This is a genomic window from Photobacterium sp. NCIMB 13483 (assembly GCF_003025475.1).
Taxonomy (GTDB): domain Bacteria; phylum Pseudomonadota; class Gammaproteobacteria; order Enterobacterales; family Vibrionaceae; genus Photobacterium; species Photobacterium piscicola.
The window spans coordinates 145,350-163,713 of sequence record NZ_PYLV01000009.1 but is presented as its reverse complement, the minus strand read 5'-3'; the positions used below and the strand labels follow the sequence as shown (position 1 = coordinate 163,713).

The window sequence follows — 18,364 nt, the reverse complement described above, 5'->3', positions numbered from 1 at the left end:
TTAAGGTCTCTAAAGGGTTGTTGAAGACTACAACGTTGATAGGTCAGGTGTGTAAGTGCTGCGAGGCATTGAGCTAACTGATACTAATTGCCCGTGAGGCTTAACCATACAACACCCAAGGGGTTTTCCTTCTCATAAGAGAAGAGACGGACTCTACAAACGCTTGAATGCGTGTTGAGAACAACTAGTTAGATTTTCCCAGATTGCTATTTATTGTCATAAGACAATAAATAAACCAGAATTTGCTTGGCGACCATAGCGTTATGGACCCACCTGATCCCATGCCGAACTCAGTAGTGAAACGTAATAGCGCCGATGGTAGTGTGGGGTCTCCCCATGTGAGAGTAGGACATCGCCAGGCTTCAATTTCGTTTTTATCTTTTTATAAAGGTAGAGACAACAAGTTGCATTTATGCTGAATAGACACTGCGGAGTGGTAGTTCAGTTGGTTAGAATACCGGCCTGTCACGCCGGGGGTCGCGGGTTCGAGTCCCGTCCACTCCGCCATTATTGAAGAAACCTGAATCGAAAGATTCAGGTTTTTTTTCGTCTATAGAAAATGGTGATAATAGCGGGGGCTATTATCCGTCATCTCGGAAGAGAGGTACGAGCTATCCGCGATCTACTCATCACGTGTTTGAGCATTAAAGATACCGATAAAAAATTAGCTAAAATAGCATTGAAAACAATAACTCTACAACGTGCTGATAATAGATTCCCTATCTCGTTCGTAACCTCACTGTAGGGAATGACGGCAGAGGATTAAGTCATAAATCAGCTTCGATTAGGAAGCTTAGCGGCCAGTCACGCCATTATTTTATAGAGATAAGTGGCGCGCTGATGCTCTGGTTGTAATGTTAGCTATGGCAAGTCCCGTCCACTTCACATTATTAAAGAAACCTGAATCTAACGATTCAGGTTTTTTTTCGTCTATAGAAAATGGTGATAATAGCGGGGCTATTATCCGTCATCTCGGAAGAGAGGTACGAGCTATCCGCGATCTACTTATCACGTGTTTGAGCATTAAAGATACCGATAAAAAATTAGCTAAAATAGCATTGAAAACAATAACTCTACAACGTGCTGATAATTTCCCTATCTCGTTCGTAACCTCACTGTAGGGAATGACGGCAGAGGATTAAGTCATAAATCAACTTCGATTAGGAAGCTTAGCGGCCAGTCACGCCATTATTTTATCGAGATAAGTGGTGCGCTGATGCTCTGGTTGTAATGTTAGCTATGGCAAGTCCCGTCCACTTCACATTCATTTAAGAAACCTGAATCGAAAGATTCAGGTTTTTTTTCGTCTGTAGAAAATGGTAATGATAGCGTGGATTACCATCCGTCATCTTGAAAGGGAGGCACGAGCTATTGGTGAGCTATTTTAAGTATTAAAGAGACCAATAAAAAACAGCTAAAATAATAACTCTATAACGTGTTGATAATAGATTCCCTATCTCGTTCGTAACCTCACTGTAGGGAATGACGAGCTATTGGTGAGCTATTTTAAGTATTAAAGAGACCAATAAAAAACAGCTAAAATAATAACTCTATAACGTGTTGATAATAGATTCCCTATCTCGTTCGTAACCTCACTGTAGGGAATGACGCGGGGTTAGTTTGAGTATCAAAGACGCCAACGGAAAGTGTAACTCTATAATATGCGGATAGTAGACACCCTATCACCCTCGCAGGTATTCATTGTAGGGAATGTTAAGTCATTAAGTTAGTTTTGATTAGTGATGATAATAAAGGGCTGGGGTGATGCTCGGTTACAATATTAAAGATGCAAAGTAGTAGGTAAGTTATTTGACTATTGAAAAATGAAGTTGTTATTAACTGATAGGGGATTATCATCAATAATAAAAAGGAATCAATATTGATCCCTTTTTATTTTTATATGTTAGTTATGATCTTCTTTTATTGTCTAGAACTTTCCCATGGTGCTTTAAATAAAAATGATAAATTAAACTTTTTAGTGAGTTCAATAAAAACTAATGATAAGAAAATTGCACCGATACAACCTACAATTATTTGAATAGAGGCTGACTCAATATGAAATGCTTTTTGCAAAATAATCCGTATACCGCTTCCTATTAAAACATGAAGTAAATAAATATAAAGAGATGATTCACCAATATAAGCTAATAATCGAATATTTAATTTAACTAATTGCATTGATAACACGATAACAAATGATATTGCAATAATTGCAACAATAAAAGAATCCAGCCCTCTATCTAAACGACCTAACCCTTCAATGATGACAAACCAATATTGGCTGATAACAAAAAGAAGAGAGATTAAAAGAAAATATTTTAAATTATTGATTTTATTAATTAAATCCAATTGAATAACAAGTATGCCAATAAAGAAAAATACCATATGTACATAACATAAAGTAAAAACATGTATAGATGGTAGATGGCTTTGGAAGATATAAATCAGAGAAAAAAAGCACACCATTGAGATCATTAATTTAGTGTTTCTATTTTTTACAAATACAATGCTTGCAATGATAAAGGTGAAAAATAGAACATAAAGGAACCAAAACTGTGCTCTTGGTGCCCATAATAAACTAAATACTTCAGTATAAGTTACATGACCATTAGTATATTTAGATAATGTTGCTTCAATAATACCTTGTAGAATTGACCAAATAATATAAGGATAAAATATAGTATCAAATTTATTTATTATACTATTTTTAAAGCCTCTTTTAGTTAAAGATGAAGTAAAAAATAAACCAGATAAAAAGAAAAAAAGAGGCATATGAAAGCTATAAATCATAGTATCTATAGTTGTATATAAGCTTCTATCCATTGTCATACCAGCATTGAAGACACCTTCACTTATATGTCCGTAAACGACTAATATAATACCAAGCCCTTTTGCATAATCGACCCAATTTAAATGTTTGCTCACAAAATTATAATCCTAATATTGTTGATTTGTTTTTATGATAAGTTGCACTAAATACAGTGATATTTATCATATATCATTTTGGTTTATGAATTTGGTGAGTTTACATTAAAAAAACTAATCACATGTGATGTATTAACGAAATGTTAATTTTTGGTTATAAATATTGATTTTTCTGGATAACGTTTTGATTAAATTAAATAAAATTTTTTTGATAAGTGTGCTGTTGTTTGTTATTCAGTGAGTAATTACGAAATTTTATACGGTAGTGTTAGAATGGTGTTTTATAGTTAATTATCAGTACCTAAAGGGCATAGTGATGAGCAGTTTGAATAACGATAATAATCATGCTGAGAGTGATCAGCTGACTGAAATTGCCATTGCTTACTATCAAGAAGGCGCCACGCAAGAAGAGATATCACAACGTTTTGGCATGTCTCGCGCTAAAATTGGCCGTTTACTCCGTCGCGCACGAGAAGAAGGTGTGGTTGAAATTACGGTTAAATATCACCCTGTCTTTAGTGAAAAGCTTGAACAACAGTTGATTGAGCGGTTTAAGTTGAAGCGAGCGTTGATTGCACTTGATCAACCTGATGATGAAACTCAACGCCAACAGGTCGCGAGCTTGGTTTCTGGCTATCTGGCAGCAACATTATCTGATGATATGGTGGTGGCGGTTGGGCAAGGACGGAATATTGCTTCAATTGCGAATCATGTTGGGGTGGTGCCACACCGTAATTGTCGTTTTGTGTGTGGAATTGGTGGTACGCATCGTTCTGGTAATGCGATTAATGCCGATCATATTTGCCGTCAGCTGGCAAAAAAATATGATGGTATCAGCGAAACTCTTTATGCGCCGGCTTATGTGGAAGACATTATTGTTAAAGAAGCCTTCATGAAAAATGGTACGGTCAAAGAAACCTTAGATCGTGCTCGTCGCGCTGATGTGGCGTTAGTTGGCGTGGGTGATATGAATGAAAATAGCCACATGGTTAAATTAGGTTGGTTCACGCCTCAAGAAATAGTCGAAGCACGCATTCGAAAAGGGGTCGTGGGCGATATTGCAGGCTATGATTTTTTTGATAGCCAAGGTCAGCAAGCTGATACCATGATGAGCGATCGAGTGATTGGTTTAACGATGGATGAATTGCGTCATATTCCAACGGTGGTGGTGACTGCAGCTGAAAACAGTAAGGCACTGGCTTTATTGGGGGCGTTGCGCTCGGGAGTAGTTGATGTACTTGCAACCAGTGTTAGTAATGCGTTGACGATTCTTAATCTTGATCAGCAGATGAAATAGATGTTTATTTAATCATATGATCTATAAAAGAAACCGCTATCATCATTGAATGTAGATAGCGGTTGCGAATTATACCTTTAAGCAATAAAATACATTCTCAAAATGAAGGAAGAACGTCGTATCCGGTGATGCGTCCGGATTTCAAATCCGGGTAGGGCTGCCAGCAGTCCTGGGTAGGTTCGACTCCTATGTTCTTCCGCCACTTTCTTCGCTGTATTCCTATTCTTGTAATAAATCCTGATCTTTTAATTCGCGATAATTAAATTTACGCTTAGTAAATCCAATCTTATCAAAATACTCTAATAATTGAATTGCAACCTTACGCCCTAACTGACTAATGTCTCTAAATTCAGCCGTTTCTAACTTCTGATGTTGAGTCGTATGTTGGCGCACTGCGGTTGCCATTTGTACTAGGTATTGATGACTGACATAGCGATCTTTCACTATTGCAGCAACATAACTTAATTGTGCCAGTTTATAACTGAGTTTGCGTAAACTGTCTTCATTTTCACCCATTTCTGAGGCGAGATCGCGTATCCACCAAGGCTGAGGATGGGTTGCCATTAATTGTTCTATTTGATGCCAGCATTGTAGTTCAGACGATGTTAATTGTAATTGATGCGCCGCTAAATGCAGCCAGCCACGGGTATTTGCTAACAGCTGTTGGTTTAGCAATTGGTTGATAATTGCATTAAAAATTACTTGAGGTTGATTAAGTGCAGTCATACGGTATAGCCGATCTTTACCTATACCAAGGGTGTCTTGTGCTTGCTGATGATATTGCTCTAGTGTGGCGATAATATGCTGTTGTAATGCTTGTTGATAGCTGTCAAAGCACAGGTAATCACCGTATTGTTTTATGCTGCTATCAGCGGTCACGAGTTGGTTAAGAACACTGATTTGGCACTGATGTTGTTCAAGCAATTGTTGCTGTGACTGTGGTGCATGTTGAAGCTTAAATGCAATGATGTCAGGGAGTGAATGTAAGGCTGCTCGTTGATTGAGGTATTCAAGTCGTTGCGGAGCACGTTTGCCTCTATTTGGCGGTAATAGATCGATAACTACCGCACTGCCGAGGTTTATTTTTTTGGCGGGATCACGGAGTAATAAGCGATCTTGCTCGGTTAAACACAATGGCGTATCAAAGGTTATTTCAGCAACCGCGCTATCATTTGGTGCTAATTGCTTATCTTCTAATAATGCAATATGGCCTGTGGTATGGGTGGCAGCATGGAAAATTTGACTATTTTGCCAATGCTTAATTAGATGGTTAGCGGTTAATTTTACCGTGATCCGTTTAATTATTTGCTTGGGTGCTACCTGTAATAACCAGTCGCCACGGTTTAAGTTTGCTTTATCAATGTCACCACTAATATTGAGCGCAACCCGTTGGTTTGCCGTCGCAGATTCCGTTGCCTGTCCCTGTGCATGAATAGATTTGATTCGTACAATTTGCGGTTGGCTATGGCCTTTTTTAAGCTGATTATGGCTCACTAAACACAAGCTATCACCAACATTGATATGACCATTTAATGCGGTGCCAGTAACAACTAATCCTGAACCTTTAACGTGAAAGGCGCGATCGATAGCAAGCTTAAAATTGAGGGTGTTATCATATTGCTGTTCATTATCCGCAAGATCAATCAGGTGTTGTTTGAGTTCATTAATACCGTCATTTGTATGCGCCGAACAATGAAAAATAGTTGATTGAGTAAAGCCATATTGAAGCAATAATTGGTGTAATGTTGCTTCGAGTTGCTGTTGTTGCTCAAGGCTGGTGAGATCAGATTTAGTGATCACCACCGTTAAACTATCCATCGCGAGTAAGCGTAAAATAGTGAGATGCTCGTAGCTTTGCGGCATCATGCCTTCATCACCCGCAACAATCAGCATTGCGTGATGGGCGGTGCCTACGCCAGCTAGCATATTGGAGAGAAATTTTTCATGGCCTGGCACATCAATAAAACCTAACCGTTGTTGGTGGTTAGATTTTGTTGAGTGATACGGCATAAATGCGTAGCCTAAATCTATCGTGAGCCCGCGTTGTTGCTCTTCTGGCAGTCGATCGGCATTGATCCCAGTAAGGGCTTGTAACAGTTTGGTTTTACCATGATCGACATGGCCAGCTGTAGCAATAATCATAGTGTTACTCTAAAGCGTTATTGAGCCAGAGGCAGTAAAAATGGGTTGAAGCCGCTACGGTAGAATTCCATTTGACTTAGTTTTTGATCTAAAACTATTGTTGCTAAATCATCGGCAATGGGATCTAATTGAGGGTTCTTCTCAAGTACCAGCATCTTTAAATAACTTTGGCAATGACTACAAGTTTCAGCACGAACACTGTCTTCTAGTGATTCACTTTGCAGTTGAATATTCTCGCCGTCACCACATTGAGTGCATTCAGCACGTAGTCGATGCCACTCTGTTTCACATTGACTGCAATGTAAGTAACGATGACCACTGCCTTGAATTAAACTTGCCGCAGGAGCGCCACCGCAAAGAGGGCAATGTGATTGTTTGGCATTGGCTTCTGGTTGCCACTCTAATTGGGTATTAGTAACAATTAAGCTCATTAGTGTATTGATACAACCCCAAAGAATAATCGCAATATCAGCAGGAACACGTTCCGGTTGGTTTTGTTGCAGGGCATGAAAGTAATGCTGTAATGTTTGTTGATCTATTTGGCTAATGCTATCGATAACTTTAACGATATCATCACTTGCAATCGAACGTAATGCAGAGGTTAACTGGGTTAGCATTGGGTCTAAAATTGCTTGCCAAGTGCTGTCTATTTCAATCGGCCATGTTAGCGTTTCTGTTTGTAATTGTTGTTGTACGGCGCTATTAAACGTTTCAACTAAATGCACTTGTTGCTGCACTATTTGACCCGCTAGTAATAGATAATCTGCCATAAAAGAATCTTGTGCCAACTGACGTAAACGTGCGGCGCGGGCATGAAAAATGGTTGCAGGGTTACCAATGATTAACGGATTAAAGCCATCACTTTTTTGCTTAACGATGGTGTTTTTATCTAAAATTTTAACGCTCATGCAAGTATCCAATTATAAGAATACCAACCTCGGTAAACCTCGGTTGGTATAGAAATAAAGAGCGGATAAACATCAAGGATTATCCGTTCTAGAGCTTGTTGTTAGTGTTGGTTTTTGTTGCTAGTTAGCGAACGGAACCAACGTGGGTGATGTTTCTTTGCCCAAGCGGGAGAAACTTTACCTTCTAACATGCCATCGATTGAGCCTTTTACCCAATACGCCATGTAAACATGGACAATTAAGCTTAAAGCAAATACAAGGGCAGCGAGTGAGTGAACAATTAAGGCAATACGTACAACATCAATGCTGAAGTAAGCTGAAAAGTAAGCACGCCATGCAATGAGACCCGTTACTAGCAACAATACGGCACAGGCAATAAATTGACGTAGGAGCATTTTCTGCCCTGCGTTGTATTGACCCGCTTCTGGTACGTTTTCTTCGTTCTCAGTTAAAACATCTTTAACTTTTAACATCCATTGGAGATCACCTTTTTCAAAGTGGTTATGACTCCAATAACGACAGACTAAGAAGCATAAGCCTACAGTCATCACAATCGCACCAAACGGATGCAAAATACGCGCAAGCTGTGGTGAACCATAGACATAGCTAAGGAAGTGCAGTGGCGCAAACATAAAAGATAAGCCAGACAATAAAGTCCAGATACCTGTTAATGCGACTGTCCAGTGCACAACACGATCTAAAGGTTTATGACGTAAAATTGTTTTATTCAAACTCATTTCTCATCTCCTTCATCTTCAGCCACACGACTACGACCCACTGTTACACGGTGAATAGCAGCAAGAGCCAAAGTACCGACTAAACCAGCAGCGGCAAGTGGCTTAAGATCATCTTTCCATAACTTCACTGTTTCGCTGATTTTAGGATCTTTTGGCAGATCATAACGCTTAGGATCAGTGATATCGTGTAGAACATAAATTACATGCGTACCGCCCACGCCTTGTGGGTTGTAGATGCCGGCTTTTTTATGGCCTTTAGCTTGCAGTGCAGCAACACGTTGATTGGCATACTCAAGAATTTCTTCACGAGGACCAAAACGTAATGCACCTGTTGGACAGGTTTTTGCACATGATGGCACTTGACCTGCCTGAAGGCGATCAAGGCATAACGTACATTTGTAAACGCGGTTATCAACGGGGTTCATTCGCGGAATATCAAATGGGCAGCCAGCGATACAGTAACCGCAACCAACACATTTTTCCGAGTTGAAATCGACAACACCGTTTTCATATTGCACGATAGCACCGGGTTCTGGACATGCTTTTAAGCAGCCAGGATCAGAACAGTGCATGCAACTGTGTTTACTAAATAACCACTTAAACTTGTTATCTTCTTCAATTTCTTTGAAGTGAATAGTGGTCCACGTTTCAGCTGTGGTATTGGGCGGATTTTGGTAAGAACCTTCAAAGGTGCCTACTTTACCGCGTAAATTATTCCACTCGCTACACGCATCCATACAGCCTTTACAGCCCGTACAGCAAGTAACATCAATTAATTTAGTTACTTGAATTTGACGTTCACGCGCATCAGGTGATGGAGTAAGCGACGATGTAGCAGAACTACGAATGATATTCTGTGATTCCATACCCATGGCTTACTTCACCTTCTCTACGTTAACCAAAAATGCTTTGTATTCCGGTGTTTGTGAGTTAGCGTCACCCACACATGGCGATAACGTATTCGCAAGGTAACCCGGCTTAGTATCGCCTTCGTAGCCCCAGTGAATAGGAATACCGACTGTGTGAACTGCTTGGCCGTTAACATGCAGTGGTGTAATACGCTTAGATACATAAGCTTTAGCGACAATAGCGCCACGCTTAGAAGTTACACGCACCATATCAGCATTGTTAATACCACGCTCTTTCGCTAAACCTTCACCAATTTCAACAAATTGTTCTGGTTGTAATACCGCGTTGAAATGAGAGTGACTGGTCCAAGTATGGAAGTGTTCAGTCAGGCGGTAAGTGGTACCCACAAATGGATAATCCGCTTTAGTACCTAATTGCGCTGCATCATCTTTGAATAAACGTGCCGCTGGGTTTGAAACCACATTTTTATGTAATGGGTTCGTGCCAATCGGTGTTTCAAATGGTTCGTAATGCTCAGGGAACGGACCTTCAGCCATTTTATCAAGTGCAAACAAACGGCCTACGCCTTCAGGTTGCATGATAAATGGACCCGCATTACTTGATGGTGGCAATTTAGCGTTAAAGTCAGGTACATCTGGGCCAACCCATTTGTTACCGTTCCATTCCACTAACATACGCGCTTTATTCCATGGCGTACCGTCAGGACGTGTTGATGCACGGTTGTACAATACACGACGGTTAGCCGGCCAAGACCATGCCCAGTTTGGTGCAATACCTAAACCAGAAGGATCGCTGTTATCACGACGTGCAGTTTGGTTGCCCGCTTCAGTCCAACTACCGGTGTATAACCAACAAGCCGCATTGGTTGAACCATCCGCTTTTAGTTTACTAAAACTTGATAGTTGCTTACCGTTAGCATCTTTACCGTTAAGTTCTTGTGCTAGCTCTTTGGTATTTGGCGCCGCAGGGATCGCATAATTCCAATCAAGAGATAAGATAGGATCAGGGTATGTACCGCCTTCTTGTTGATACATATCGCGCATCTTCAAGAAGATACCCGCTAGAATCTCAGCATCACCTTTTGCTTCTCCTGGCATATCAGCAGCTTTCCAGTGCCACTGTAACCAGCGCGCTGAACTTACGATAGTGCCATCTTCTTCAGCGAAACATGCACAAGGTAAACGGAACACTTCAGTGTCAATGCTTGCAGTATCAACTTCATTAACGTTAGGTTTATTTTGCCAGAACGTAGAGGTTTCAGTTGCAAGCGGATCAACAACCACTAAGTATTTCAACTTAGATAAAGCATCCAATGTTTTTTGCTTGTTAGACATTGATGCAACAGGGTTGAAACCTTGACAGATATAGCCATTCATTTCGCCTTTGTTCATCATTTCGAACACGCGCAACATGTCGTAGCCTTGATCCCACTTCGGCATCATATCGTAGCCAAAGTTATTCTCAGCTGTTGCATTTTTGCCGTAGAAAGACTTCAGTAATGACACGAAGAATGCTGGGTAATGCTGCCAGTAGTTGGTTTGATCTGCTTCAAGTGCCACTGGGGTGTGGTGCTTAAGGTGAGCAGCTAAATCAACATCTTTGTCTGAAGGTAGTTTTAAGTAACCCGGTAGGCTTTGTGCTAATAAACCAAGGTCAGTAATACCTTGAATATTAGAGTGACCGCGCAAAGCATTAACACCGCCGCCAGCCATGCCCATATTACCTAATAGTAATTGGATCATTGCCATACAACGGATGTTTTCAGCGCCTTTAGAGTGCTGAGTCCAGCCTGTCGCATACAAGATAGTGGCAACGCGGTTATCCGCCGCAGTACTACCCAGTGCTTTACAGACGTGATCAAACATATCAATCGGTGTACCGGTGATATTAGCAACAACATCAGGCGTGTAGCGAGATACGTGATCTTTAAGTAAGTTCCATACACAACGAGGATGTTGTAGTGATTCATCCTTTAATGCATAGCCTTGATCGTCAAGTTGGTAGAACCAGCTGCTACGATCGTACTGACGTTTCTCAGCATCATAGCCAGAGAATAGACCATCGTGGAATGCATAGTCATCACGCACAATAAAGCTAGCGTTGGTGTATGCTTTTACATACTCATGATTCACTTGACTGCTTGCCATTAGGTAACGAATAGCACCTAAAAGGAAAGCAATATCAGCACCCGAACGGATCGGTGCATAGTGATCAGCCACTGCTGCTGTACGCGTGAAGCGTGGATCAACCACGATAATTTCAGCGTTATTGGTCTTTTGAGCTTCAATCGCCCAGCGGAAGCCTACAGGGTGTGCTTCTGCTGCGTTACCGCCCATAACAAGAATAAGGTCGGCATTTTTAATATCAACCCAGTTGTTGGTCATCGCGCCGCGGCCAAATGTTGGAGCAAGACTTGCTACCGTTGGACCGTGTCAAATACGCGCTTGAGTGTCTACAGGAACCATACCCAAACCACGGGCAAATTTCTGTGTTAACCAACCATTTTCATTACTTTCCGCTGAGGCACAAAGCATGCCTGTTGTTAGCCAGCGGTTAACCGTAGTGCCTTGTTCATTTTTCTGAATAAGGTTTTCATCACGGTCTTGTTTCATAAGTTTAGCGATACGGCTAAAGGCTTCGTCCCATGTTAGACGTTGCCATTTATCAGAGCCTGGAGCACGGTATTCTGGGAATTTCAAACGTTGTTCGCTGTTAACAAAACCAGCTAGGCCCGCACCTTTAGGACATAATGCACCACGGCTTACTGGATGATCGGGATCACCTTCAACGTGAAACACTTTTTGTTTAATATTACCGCCTGTAGCACCTGTGCTATACAGTAATGTGCCACAACCTACTGAACAATAAGAACACGTATTACGCGTTTCTTTGGCTGCGGTTAATTTGAATTCACGGGCCTGTGCCCATGCTTTTTGCGGAATTGTGGCAAGCGAAGCAATTGTTGTGGTTGCTACAGTCCCCGCGCACAATTTAAATAATTGACGTCTACTTATATTCAATCTAAAAAGACCTTATGAGAAATAAAGAAGAGGGTGAAATCTAAGGTGTTATTATATGGGTCAATATAAAGTCGTCAAATTTTGCTATTAAAGGCAAGGTTATAAAAAACAAAATAATAAATTACATAATATAAATAACTATTTAAATATCATTAATAACTCATGAAAGGTAATGATGTGAGGAGAGTGATTTAAATCAAAATTATTGCTGCTTATGATGTAGTAATAATCATTGTCATTTGCAACTGTGACTGCATTATTATATTTAGTCATGTTCCATTTTTAATGGTAAATATATTTATATAATGTGTGACAAATAAGTAACGCATTTTTAAAGTAAAATTCAGTAAAGATAATATATATTTTGGAGGTTGTTACCTTTTTACTTTTCGCGATATTAAGGTAATAGTGGTGTTTCATCATTAAGATTATTTTAATTATAAATCAATTTGTTATGTTTTGTTTACTAATGGTAATTTAGGTATCCCTTACTCTTAAATAACACTGAAGCGATGAATAGTGATAATAAAAAAGCAGATATAAGTTACTAAACACATCTAATTAAATGCAATCTTAAGTGTCATTAATGGAAAAATAAAGGGTTACTAAATAAACAATGTTAAGATTGTTTATTTAGTAATATAGTTTTATTTTATAAAAAATACGATTTATCGCTGAAATAATGGATATTTTTTTATTTAAAAAAGCCATTAGTATTGGTTTGTTATTTTTGATTTGAAAAAATAATAAGATAATTGTGCTATTACTATTTGAATAACTATTATTTATCAAAACATTTTAAAACTAAACAACGAACTACTGTTTAGTAGATGAATTTTGCATCGTCTGAGGGTTGCGTTATCATTAAGGAAATTGAGGTTAAAAAGGAAGAATAATGTGTTAAGGATGATAATTTCTGGGTTGATGCTGGTTTGTATAAGTCAGAGCGTAATGGCAACACCATGGGAAAAAGTAAAAAACCCAAGTCAAGGTGATTCTAGTTCGATAGGCTCATATGCTAATGGATGTCTTGCTGGTGGTGAGCGTTTACCGTTGCAAGGTGATGGCTATCAGGTGATACGTTCTGAGCGTGGACGTTATTATGGTAATAGCGAAATGATTGTTTTTTTGCAGCAATTGATGAAGCAATCACGGCAATTAAAAATTGGAAATGTCTTGGTGGGTGATATTGCGATGCCACGTGGCGGTCGATTCTCTTCCGGTCATGCCAGCCATCAAACTGGGCTTGATGCTGATATTTGGTTGCGTATACCTGAACAACCATTATCACCACAGGCATTAAAAACAATTTCAGCACTGCCGATGGTTGATGTGAAAAATTACAAGATCATTGATAAGAATTGGAGTTCAAAGCAAGCACAATTAATTCAACTTGCTGCCAGTGATGATCGCGTTGCACGTATTTTTGTCCATCCAGTGATCAAACAACAACTCTGTAAAGCAAAGTGGAAAGACCGTAATTGGCTGAGTAAAGTACGTCCTTGGTTTGGTCATTATTACCATTTCCATGTGCGCTTAAATTGCCCAGCAGAAAGTACGACTTGTGAAACACAAGCACCACCGCCAGCAGGTGATGGTTGTGGTACTGAACTTGCTTCGTGGTCACCTAATTATAAAGCACCGGTGACGAGTGAATCAGCTAAGGCTGTTAAACCTAAGCCCAAACCTGTGAAAGTATTACCACCTATGTGTGCGATAGTATTAAAAAGTTAGGTTTTTGCTAGAACTAGTAAATGATATAACATAAAAAAGCGCCGCCCAGTTAACTGAGCGGCGCTTTTTTGATACGGTTTATTAGTGATGACTAAGCAAGACCTTGTAAGGTGACAAACTTTTCAAGTAGTTCGTCATCTGATTCGATATGTTCAGGATCAGTAATAATGCAATTGGTGATCGGACAAACTGACTGGCAGGTTGGCTTATCATAGTGCCCTTTACATTCAGTGCAGCGATCAGGATTAATTTCGTAAAATTCATCCCCCATGGTAATGGCCTCATTTGGACATTCAGGATCACACATATCACAGTTAATGCATTTAGTTGTAATGAGCAGTGCCATAATGCTTATTTACCGTCTTTAGGTGCGTGTGGGTTACGGGTATCTTCACCGTTACTTAAATTACGCATTAATAGACCAAAACTTAGGTCCATATCTGATGGCATTGGAATAAACACAAAGTGACCATTACCTTTGGCATCATCAATTACTTCTGATTTACGGTTTTCCATGGTTTCAAGTTTGAAGACAACGTTACCTTGCGGTGTCATTACTTCAAGGCTGTCACCAACAATGAACTTGTTCTTTACTTCAATTTCAGCAAGGTCGCCACGGCGTTTACCTGTAAACTCACCAACAAATTGTTGAGTTTCTGAAATTGAGTAACCGTAATCATAATTTTGGTAAGCATCATGAGTGTGGCGACGAAGGAAACCTTCAGTGTAACCACGGTGCGCTAGGCTTTCTAATGTACCCAGTAATGAGTCATCAAATGGTTTGCCAGCAACAGCATCATCGATCGCTTTACGGTAAACTTGCGCAGTACGAGCACAGTAGTAGAACGATTTAGTACGGCCTTCAATTTTTAGTGAGTGCACACCCATTTTAGTTAGGCGCTCAACATGTTGTACTGCACGAAGATCTTTAGAGTTCATGATGTAAGTACCATGCTCATCTTCAAATGCCGCCATTTTTTCTTCAGGACGGTGAGATTCACTTAGTAGCACAACATCATCAATTGGCTTACCTAGACCTAATGTATTGTTTGGACGCTCTTCAACTTCTTGAATCTGAATTGCATCTTGAACTTCAACAATTTGACCTGAATCATTCTCAACGGCTTTTTCTACTTTGTATTCCCAACGGCATGAGTTAGTGCATGTACCTTGGTTTGGATCGCGTTTGTTGATGTAGCCAGATAATAAACAACGACCAGAATACGCCATGCAAAGTGCGCCATGAACAAAGATTTCTAGTTCAGTATCAGGGCAATGCTCACGAATTTCTTCGATTTCTTCTAATGATAGTTCACGTGAAAGAATCACACGCTCAACGCCTTGGCTTGCCCAGAATTTTACGGTTGCCCAGTTAACAGCATTTGCTTGTACTGACAGGTGAATAACAACCTCAGGAAACGCTTCACGTACCATCATGATTAGACCTGGATCTGACATGATAAGTGCATCAGGACCCATATCTACAATTGGCTTTAAATCACGAATAAAGGTTTTAAGCTTAGAGTTATGCGGTTGAATATTACAGACCACATACAGCTTTTTACCTTGTGCGTGTGCTTCATCGATACCAATTTTAAGGTTATCGTGGTTGAATTCATTATTACGAACGCGAAGGCTGTAACGTGGTTGACCTGCATAGACAGCATCTGCACCATAGGCAAAGGCATAACGCATGTTTTTAAGGCTACCGGCTGGAGATAATAATTCTGGTTTAAACATTGCTCAATTCTCTTAGATGTCTGATTCCAAATCAGCCTATAACACCTAGTGCTATAGGGAGGAGGCGAGATTCTACTTTTTTCATTCCCACATTGCCAATTTTCTTGAAAATAATGATTCTCTACGGCAATTAATCGCACCATTAACGGAAATTTAGCACTATTCTCAATAGCAATTGTTGAAGTTTAATCTGTTCGTTAATGCACTAAAATACATACTTAGTATGCATTAAATACATTAGATATATTTTAGGGCAATATGTGAGGATTGTTTGCACAATGTTGCTACTAGTTTAATCGCAGTATTAAGAAGGTATATATGATCGGGCAAGATATTGGTGGATTGGTTATCCACTTGTTTTCTACATTTGGGAATATGGTTTGGCAAATTTTTTGGCCATTAGCATTTGGTTTAATGTTGTCGTCATGGATACGTAATTTATTACCCGTTTCAAGTGTGGTTAAGCACTTAGGTAAAACGACCGTAGTTAGTCTTGGCTTTACTACCTTTTTAGGCATGGTGTCATCATCATGTTCATATGCTGCGACGTCACTGTCTCATACTTTACTGACGAAAAAAGCGACTGTTGCTAACGCAATGGCATTTTTGGTTTCAAGTACCAACTTGATCATAGAAATGTTCATTGTCTTAGTTGCTTTGATGGGCTGGACATTTTTTTGGGGTGAGGTAATCGGTGGTTTGATTTTAATTGTAACTGCTGGGTTTTTATTTAGCCGTTTTTATCCCAAAGATGTTGAACAAGAATTGCGTCAACACCTTTTAGATGCGCAACCCCAAAAAGCAAGCTGTGGTATGGATATGTCTGAAATGAGCGGTGATCATAGTGATTGCGGCATGGATATGTCAAAGATGAAGGCTAGCGACAGTGACTGCGGCATGGATATGTCAAAGATGAAGGCTAGCGACAGTGACTGCGGCATGGATATGTCAAAGATGAAGGCTAGCGACAGTGACTGCGGCATGGACATGTCGAAGATGAAGGCTGACGACAGTGATTGCGGTATGGACATGTCGAAGATGAAGGCTGACGACAGTGACTGCGGCATGGATATGTCAAACATGAAGTCTGACGACAATGACTGCGGCATGGATATGTCGAAGATGAAGTCTGACGACAGTGACTGCGGCATGGATATGTCAAACATGAAGTCTGACGATAATGACTGCGGCATGGATATGTCGAAGATGAAGTCTGACGACAGTGACTGTGGCATGGACATGTCTAAGATGAAGTCTGACGACAGTGACTGTGGTATGGATATGTCAAGCATGAAGTCTGGCGATCATTCTGCAATGAAGATGGCTGCTGAGCCTCAATCTGCCACCATGGAAAAAATTACCAAGTCTGCGGGTTTCTTCCAAATGGATATTGCCATGATTGGTAAAGAAATCCTGATCGGGGTGGTGGTATCTTCCATTTTAATTGCATTAATGCCTCAAGATGGTTGGCGCGATCTGTTTATTAGTAATGATGCTGGTTTACCTGTGTGGTTACATTCTTTCTTAGATGTGATTATTGGTATTTTTGTGGCAATGATTGCTTATGTTTGTTCTGTGGGTAATCTGATTTTAGCGGCAGCATTGTGGCATGGTGGTATTTCATTTGGTGGCGTGATTGGTTTCATTCTATCGGATGTGTTAACTATTCCAATGATTCGTGTTTACCAAAAATACTACGGTAAACGTCCAACGAAATGGATGGTTGGATTGTTATTCGTGTCTATCTTATTTACTGGTTTGTGTGTTGATGCGATCTTTAATGGTTTTGGTTGGGTTACCGCTGACCAAACAGTACGTGCATTAAATCAATCAGGCTTTGGTTTGAACTTCACCACCGTGATGAACCTTATCTTTATTCCTGTTTCTATTTGGTATTACCGTTTAGGTAAAAAAGCCAATGCAAGCATGGGAATGAGCATGTAACGCGGATAAACGTTTATAACGAACAGTTTATAAGTAAATAGCAAAAGAGCCGTCATGTGCTAACACGTGATGGCTCTTTTTGTTATTCAAGCAATGCCTATAATAGCTGAAAGCTCAATTTTAAAAACGCAGGGATTAGCCTTTGTTTTCTAAACCGCCTATAACATCAAATAGGTTGGGCAAAAATGCAGAGAACTCGCCGCCCATTAATGACAGGTCAGCATCAATGCGCTGTGCCATATCTTCACGGTCGATATCTTCGTTTTGATCTTTTAATTCATCAGAGAATTTAAGACGTTTAACGGTTAAGTCATCCGCTAGAATAAAATCAATGCGGTCTTGCCAATTCAGTGCCAGTTTAGTGACTACTTTATTCGCTTCAATGTGCGCTAGAATCTCATCACAATTTAAATCTTGTTGCTTACAACGGATCACACCACCGTCTTCTTCAACAGCTTTAAATTCAGCTTCTTCACCAATGGTAAAACCTTGTGGTGATTGGTTGCTGCGAACCCATTCTGTCAGGGTTAATGCTAATGGTTTTTCAGGAACAACCGGAACAACCGGTAAGCTACCGATTGATTTACGTAATAATGCTAAAACATCTTCAGCTTTTTTGTAGCTACCCGCATCAACCACAATGTATCCTAATTTAGGCATGATTAACGCGTAAGTTTGATGTTGACGACTGAATGCGCGTGGTAATAAATCCATCACGATTTCGTCTTTGAGGGTATCTTTCTCAGTCTTTTTCAATTTACGACCAAGATCTTTTTCCTGCATTTCAATTTTGTTGTTCAATGATTCTTTGATCACTGACGCTGGCAGCATTTTTTCTTCTTTGCGAGCACAAATTAAAATGTTGTCACCAGAAACATGGGTAAACATATCGCCATGTTTACCTAATGCGTGGGCCCAGCCAAATTTTTGAATGTCTTGGCTACCACAAGGTGTAAAGCGGAATTCTTCCAGCTGTTTTTCTATTTGGTCTGCATTTAAGTCAATCTCACGCGTAAAACGGTAAGTCAGTATATTTTTAAACCACAT

The 18,364-nt window shown here is 40.0% G+C and carries 12 protein-coding genes, 2 tRNA genes and 2 rRNA genes; 7 read left to right on the top strand and 9 right to left on the bottom strand.

What is annotated here, in order from left to right; translation table 11 throughout:
* From C9I86_RS09770 to C9I86_RS09760, 3 genes are all read left to right on the top strand, one after another.
* A 23S ribosomal RNA gene (locus tag C9I86_RS09770) occupies window positions 1-108 on the top strand; the annotation flags it as partial.
* Between the two features lie 137 nt (window positions 109-245).
* Window positions 246-361: ribosomal RNA gene (rrf, locus tag C9I86_RS09765) — 5S ribosomal RNA — on the top strand.
* Between the two features lie 69 nt (window positions 362-430).
* Window positions 431-507 (top strand) — tRNA-Asp (locus C9I86_RS09760).
* A 1,413-nt stretch (window positions 508-1,920) separates the two neighbouring features.
* Here C9I86_RS09760 and C9I86_RS09750 read toward each other — a convergent pair.
* Window positions 1,921-2,925 (bottom strand): acyltransferase family protein, encoded by a 1,005-nt coding sequence (locus C9I86_RS09750; RefSeq protein ID WP_080158958.1) that lies wholly within the window; start codon window positions 2,923-2,925, stop codon window positions 1,921-1,923.
* 316 nt (window positions 2,926-3,241) lie between these two features.
* Here C9I86_RS09750 and C9I86_RS09745 point away from each other — a divergent pair, with 316 nt between their 5' ends.
* Together C9I86_RS09745 and C9I86_RS20060 are read left to right on the top strand one after the other, a co-directional pair.
* Window positions 3,242-4,222 carry a sugar-binding transcriptional regulator gene (locus C9I86_RS09745; RefSeq protein WP_080158957.1) on the top strand — a complete coding sequence of 327 codons (981 nt, stop codon included), beginning with the start codon at window positions 3,242-3,244 and terminating at the stop codon, window positions 4,220-4,222.
* Between the two features lie 107 nt (window positions 4,223-4,329).
* Window positions 4,330-4,424: transfer RNA gene (locus tag C9I86_RS20060), tRNA-Sec, on the top strand.
* Between the two features lie 17 nt (window positions 4,425-4,441).
* Here C9I86_RS20060 and selB read toward each other — a convergent pair.
* The 5 genes from selB to fdnG form a co-directional block, all read right to left on the bottom strand.
* Window positions 4,442-6,364, bottom strand: coding sequence for a selenocysteine-specific translation elongation factor (gene selB / locus C9I86_RS09740; RefSeq protein ID WP_107276237.1), 1,923 nt, complete (start codon window positions 6,362-6,364; stop codon window positions 4,442-4,444).
* A 17-nt stretch (window positions 6,365-6,381) separates the two neighbouring features.
* Window positions 6,382-7,272, bottom strand: coding sequence for a formate dehydrogenase accessory protein FdhE (gene fdhE / locus C9I86_RS09735; protein WP_107276236.1), 891 nt, complete (start codon window positions 7,270-7,272; stop codon window positions 6,382-6,384).
* 101 nt (window positions 7,273-7,373) lie between these two features.
* Window positions 7,374-8,009 (bottom strand): formate dehydrogenase subunit gamma, encoded by a 636-nt coding sequence (locus tag C9I86_RS09730; RefSeq protein ID WP_080158954.1) that lies wholly within the window; start codon window positions 8,007-8,009, stop codon window positions 7,374-7,376.
* A complete protein-coding gene (fdxH, locus tag C9I86_RS09725) occupies window positions 8,006-8,881 on the bottom strand; it encodes a formate dehydrogenase subunit beta (RefSeq protein ID WP_107276235.1) in 876 nt (291 codons plus the stop codon). Before fdxH ends, C9I86_RS09730 begins: the two co-directional genes overlap by 4 nt.
* Window positions 8,882-8,884: 3 nt before the next feature.
* A complete protein-coding gene (gene fdnG, locus C9I86_RS09720) occupies window positions 8,885-11,899 on the bottom strand; it encodes a formate dehydrogenase-N subunit alpha (RefSeq protein ID WP_146142628.1) in 3,015 nt (1,004 codons plus the stop codon).
* 951 nt (window positions 11,900-12,850) lie between these two features.
* Between fdnG and mepA the strand changes: the two genes are divergently transcribed.
* The gene (gene mepA, locus C9I86_RS09710; protein WP_241956876.1) at window positions 12,851-13,633 is read left to right on the top strand and encodes a penicillin-insensitive murein endopeptidase; all 783 of its coding nucleotides are present in this window, start codon (window positions 12,851-12,853) and stop codon (window positions 13,631-13,633) included.
* 91 nt (window positions 13,634-13,724) lie between these two features.
* Here the strand turns inward: mepA and C9I86_RS09705 are convergent, their stop codons facing one another.
* Together C9I86_RS09705 and yegQ are read right to left on the bottom strand one after the other, a co-directional pair.
* Complete coding sequence (locus C9I86_RS09705; protein WP_045043384.1) at window positions 13,725-13,979, bottom strand: YfhL family 4Fe-4S dicluster ferredoxin; 255 nt, start codon at window positions 13,977-13,979, stop codon at window positions 13,725-13,727.
* Window positions 13,980-13,984: 5 nt separating this feature from the next.
* A complete protein-coding gene (gene yegQ, locus C9I86_RS09700) occupies window positions 13,985-15,373 on the bottom strand; it encodes a tRNA 5-hydroxyuridine modification protein YegQ (protein ID WP_107276231.1) in 1,389 nt (462 codons plus the stop codon).
* Between the two features lie 318 nt (window positions 15,374-15,691).
* Here yegQ and C9I86_RS09695 point away from each other — a divergent pair, with 318 nt between their 5' ends.
* Window positions 15,692-17,317, top strand: coding sequence for a permease (locus C9I86_RS09695; RefSeq protein WP_107276230.1), 1,626 nt, complete (start codon window positions 15,692-15,694; stop codon window positions 17,315-17,317).
* 135 nt (window positions 17,318-17,452) lie between these two features.
* On the opposite strand, the gene rdgC is transcribed toward C9I86_RS09695, so the two are convergent.
* Window positions 17,453-18,364 (bottom strand): recombination-associated protein RdgC, encoded by a 912-nt coding sequence (gene rdgC / locus C9I86_RS09690; protein ID WP_199190773.1) that lies wholly within the window; start codon window positions 18,362-18,364, stop codon window positions 17,453-17,455.

What these genes read in the sequence shown, in the direction of transcription:
- fdxH (WP_107276235.1), bottom strand. Translation starts at nt 8,881, where the DNA reads ATGGGTATGGAATCACAGAATATCATTCGTAGTTCTGCTACATCGTCG.
- C9I86_RS09705 (WP_045043384.1), bottom strand. Translation starts at nt 13,979, where the DNA reads ATGGCACTGCTCATTACAACTAAATGCATTAACTGTGATATGTGTGAT.
- rdgC (WP_199190773.1), bottom strand. Translation starts at nt 18,364, where the DNA reads ATGTGGTTTAAAAATATACTGACTTACCGTTTTACGCGTGAGATTGAC.
- mepA (WP_241956876.1), top strand. Translation starts at nt 12,851, where the DNA reads ATGGCAACACCATGGGAAAAAGTAAAAAACCCAAGTCAAGGTGATTCT.
- C9I86_RS09730 (WP_080158954.1), bottom strand. Translation starts at nt 8,009, where the DNA reads ATGAGTTTGAATAAAACAATTTTACGTCATAAACCTTTAGATCGTGTT.
- selB (WP_107276237.1), bottom strand. Translation starts at nt 6,364, where the DNA reads ATGATTATTGCTACAGCTGGCCATGTCGATCATGGTAAAACCAAACTG.
- yegQ (WP_107276231.1), bottom strand. Translation starts at nt 15,373, where the DNA reads ATGTTTAAACCAGAATTATTATCTCCAGCCGGTAGCCTTAAAAACATG.
- C9I86_RS09695 (WP_107276230.1), top strand. Translation starts at nt 15,692, where the DNA reads ATGATCGGGCAAGATATTGGTGGATTGGTTATCCACTTGTTTTCTACA.
- C9I86_RS09745 (WP_080158957.1), top strand. Translation starts at nt 3,242, where the DNA reads ATGAGCAGTTTGAATAACGATAATAATCATGCTGAGAGTGATCAGCTG.
- fdhE (WP_107276236.1), bottom strand. Translation starts at nt 7,272, where the DNA reads ATGAGCGTTAAAATTTTAGATAAAAACACCATCGTTAAGCAAAAAAGT.